Raw genomic sequence first — 3,687 nt, 5'->3', positions numbered from 1 at the left:
GGTCCCATCCCGAACCCGGAAGTTAAGCCCTTCAGCGCCGATGGTACTGCATGGGAGACCGTGTGGGAGAGTAGGACGCCGCCGGACACATATTGCAGAAAGGCCCCGCCGTTACCGGCGGGGCCTTTCTCATTTCGTGCCTGCTTCCCAGGGGCTTTTTCGCATTGCCCGGACGCTATGCCGGAGGGACACCCCGTCCGCCGGTGAGGGCGGCGAGCGCCGGGTGGGCGCGTCCGGGCGCGATGGTGGTGATGTCGTAGAGCGCGACCCCGGCCTGCACGAAGGGATCTTCGGCGGCGATCTTCTCCGCCTCCTGCCGGTCGACGCCGGCGACGATGATGAGGCCGCCCTCCGACGAGGGGACAGTCTGGCCGGACAGCAGGAACGTGCCCGCGCCATGATGCCGTTCGAGAAACGCCACATGGGCGGAGACATGGGGTTCGGCGTCCTCCTCCGACCTCGTGTACTCCAGGCGCAGCAGATGCAGCATCGTATGCTCCCCGATGGTCGTCTGATCTCCGAACAAGTCTGCCAGTGGGCGGCACGGTCACCGGTCGTTCGTCCATGCGGTACCGGCGATCGTGTGGGCGAGCCCGGTGCGGCGCCTATGATCGGCGGATGCCCCTAGGCCACCTTGGCGTAAATGTCCGCGACCTTGGCCAAGCCAAGGCGTACTACGACGAGTTGATGCCCCTGGTCGGCTTCGAAACCTTCTTCGCCACCGAGGAGGAGTTCTCCTACCGCCCGGCGGGCGGCAAGCCGGGCACGTATCTGTTCTTCTATCCGGCATTGGAGGACGGTGACTACTCGCGCCACCGTCCGGGTCTTCAGCACCTCGCTTTCATGGTGAAGACTCGGGAGGAGGTCGACCGTCTGCATGAGTGGGCGGTCAAGCGGGGCGCGAACGTGCTCTATGAGCCCCAGGAGTTCCCGCAGTACGGCCCCACCTACTACGCCACCTTCTGGGAAGGTCACGACGGCGTCACTTTGGAGACCGTCTGTCACCGTTAGGCTGCGCGTATGGCGGATCTACTGGACTGAGCGGTTCGTCAGCCAGGCTTGACTGGCACCGGCAGAACCAGCGACGCCTTCGACCAGATCGATGCGGGCCCTGAGGCGTGGAGGGCCGGCGCCCAGACCCTCGGGCCCGCCGCCTCCCCCCGGCCAGCGGCCCCGCTGAAACCCGTGCCAGGACAAGGCCCGCTGTGGGCGGTCTCCCTTGGACCATGCGCTGTCCGTGGATCAGCGGCCGAGCGCCTGGTCGAGCGTGGTGGCCCACTGGTGCAGCAGGCGGGTACGGCGTGCCGAGTCGTCGGTGAGCAGGTCGGCCAAGCCGAGGCCGCGGACCAGGTCGAGGGTCGCCTGGACGGTCTCCCGGACGCCGGGGACCGACTCGTCCGCGCCCAGTGCCTCCACGGTGAGGCGGTGCGCCTCGCGCCCGACCCGCGCCTCCAGGGGGACGACCTGCGCGCGGAGCTGCTCGTCCGAACTGGCCGCGACCCACAGCTGGAGCGCGGCGCGGAAGAGCGGGGTCGTGTACATCTCGCCGAGGAGCGTGACGACGTCCAGCGTGGAGGGACGGCGGTCGGCGAGCGCGTCGAGGCGCTCGCGCATCTGCGCCATCCGCACGTCCGAGCCGTACTCGACCGCCGCCGTCACCAGTTCCTCGCGGGTGGGGAAGTGGTGCTGGGCGGCGCCGCGGGAGACGCCCGCGCGCTCGGCGACCACCGCCACCGTCGTGCCCGCCCAGCCCACGGAGGCGAGGCAGCCGATGGCGGCCTCCAGGAGGCGCCGCCGCGTGGCGCGGCTGCGGTCCTGCTGCGGTTCGCGGGGGAGTGCCTGGGCGGTCATGGAGTCCTCGAAGTCGGTGGCCCTCCAGTCAACCAAACGATCAGGCGGAGAAACAATCATGCGTGATTGATTTTTTAGAGGCGGGCTGGCAGGGTTCTGGCCATGAGCCAACCGCTGCGGGTCGGGAACGCCTCGGGCTTCTACGGCGACCGCTTCTCCGCGGTGCGGGAGATGCTGGAGGGCGGGCCGCTGGACGTCCTCACCGGCGACTACCTGGCCGAGCTGACGATGCTGATCCTCGGGCGCGGGAAGATGAAGGACCCGGACGCCGGGTACGCCGCGACGTTCCTGCGGCAGATGGAGGAGTCCCTCGGCCTGGCCGCGGAGCGCGGCACCACGATCGTCGCGAACGCCGGCGGGCTCAACCCGCGGGGGCTGGCGGCCCGGCTGCGCGAGCTGGCCGCCCGGCTCGGGGTCGACGTGCGGATCGCCCATGTGGAGGGCGACGACCTGCTGCCCCGGGCGGAGGAGCTCGGCCTGGCGGACGCCCGCCGCGGGCGGCCGCTCACCGCCAACGCCTACCTGGGCGCCTGGGGGATCGCCGAGTGCCTGCGGGCCGGCGCGGACGTGGTGGTGACCGGACGCGTCACCGACGCGTCCCTGGTCGTGGGCCCGGCCGCCGCGCACTTCGGCTGGGCGCGCGACGACTGGGACGCGCTCGCGGGCGCGACGGTCGCCGGGCACGTCCTGGAGTGCGGCGCGCAGGCGACCGGCGGCAACTACGCCTTCTTCCAGGAAATCTACAATGTAAAGGCACCGGGCTTTCCGATCGCCGAGATCCATCCCGACGGGTCCAGCGTGATCACCAAGCACGACGGGACGGGCGGCGCCGTCACGGTCGAGACCGTCACGGCCCAGCTCCTGTACGAGATCGGCGCGCCCGCCTACGCCGGCCCGGACGTGACGACGCGGTTCGACACGATCGTCCCGGCGCAGGACGGGCCCGACCGGGTGCGGATCAGCGGCGTCCGGGGCCTTCCGCCGCCGCCGACCACCAAGGTGTGCCTGAACCACCTGGGCGGGCACCGCAACGAGATGACCTTCGTCCTCACCGGCCTGGACATCGAGGCCAAGGCCGAGCTCGTGAAGGCGCAACTGGAGGCCGCCTTCACGAAGGGCCGGCCGTCCCGCGTCGAATGGACGCTCATCGGCGCCCCCGGGCCGGACCCGGCCACGCAGGGGGAGGCCACCGCCCTTCTCCGCTGCGCCGTCCTCGACCCGGACCCGGAGAAGGTCGGCCGCGCGTTCAGCGGCGCCGTCGTGGAACTCGCCCTCGCCGGCTATCCGGGCTTCACCATGACCTCCCCGCCGGGAAAGGGCGGCCCTTACGGCGTCTACACGCCCGCCTACGTCCCGAACGAGGCCGTGGAGCATGTCGCGGTGACCCACGAGGGCGAGCGCATCGCCATCGCCGCGGCTCCGCACGTGCGCGACCTCGAAGCCCCCGCCGAGGCTCCGCCCGCCGGAGGCGTCCCACCGGGAGCCGCCGTCCGGGCGCCGCTCGGCCGTGTCGCCGGGGCGCGGAGCGGGGACAAGGGCGGGGACGCCAACATCGGCGTGTGGGCCCGGACCGACGCGCAGTGGCGCTGGCTGGAGCCCTTCCTGACCACGGAAAGGCTCCGCGAGCTGCTGCCGGAAACCCGCGAGCACACCGTCCGCCGGCATGTGCTGCCCAACCTCCGTGCGGTGAACTTCGTGGTCGAAGGGCTCCTGCAGGAGGGCGTGTCCGCCTCGACCCGGTTCGACCAGCGCTCCTGGATCGGCCTCGTGGCGCAGGCCGGCATCGCCGCGTTCGTGGAGTGGTCGTAGACCGTCAGGTCGGCGAAGAACCGGGCG

Annotated in this window: 4 protein-coding genes and 1 rRNA gene; 3 read left to right on the top strand and 2 right to left on the bottom strand. The window is 71.3% G+C overall.

Annotation, left to right across the window (positions count from 1 at the left end; all coding sequences use genetic code 11):
* A 5S ribosomal RNA gene (gene rrf, locus AB0C69_RS39840) occupies positions 1-87 on the top strand; the annotation flags it as partial.
* 88 nt (positions 88-175) lie between these two features.
* Here rrf and AB0C69_RS39835 read toward each other — a convergent pair.
* Complete coding sequence (locus AB0C69_RS39835; RefSeq protein ID WP_360361525.1) at positions 176-490, bottom strand: YciI family protein; 315 nt, start codon at positions 488-490, stop codon at positions 176-178.
* 128 nt (positions 491-618) lie between these two features.
* Between AB0C69_RS39835 and AB0C69_RS39830 the strand changes: the two genes are divergently transcribed.
* Positions 619-1,011 carry a VOC family protein gene (locus AB0C69_RS39830; protein WP_185030193.1) on the top strand — a complete coding sequence of 131 codons (393 nt, stop codon included), beginning with the start codon at positions 619-621 and terminating at the stop codon, positions 1,009-1,011.
* A gap of 231 nt (positions 1,012-1,242) precedes the next feature.
* Here the strand turns inward: AB0C69_RS39830 and AB0C69_RS39825 are convergent, their stop codons facing one another.
* Positions 1,243-1,851, bottom strand: a complete 609-nt coding sequence (locus AB0C69_RS39825; protein ID WP_345176371.1) for a TetR/AcrR family transcriptional regulator — start codon at positions 1,849-1,851, stop codon at positions 1,243-1,245.
* A gap of 102 nt (positions 1,852-1,953) precedes the next feature.
* On the opposite strand from AB0C69_RS39825, the gene AB0C69_RS39820 reads away from it, so the two are divergent.
* Entirely contained in the window at positions 1,954-3,660 is a 1,707-nt protein-coding gene (locus AB0C69_RS39820; protein WP_360361521.1) for an acyclic terpene utilization AtuA family protein, read from the top strand.
* Positions 3,661-3,687 lie beyond the last annotated feature (27 nt).

This window comes from Actinomadura sp. NPDC048032, from assembly GCF_040653175.1.
Lineage (GTDB): Bacteria > Actinomycetota > Actinomycetes > Streptosporangiales > Streptosporangiaceae > Spirillospora > Spirillospora verrucosospora.
This window is presented reverse-complemented; position numbering and strand designations above follow the sequence as displayed.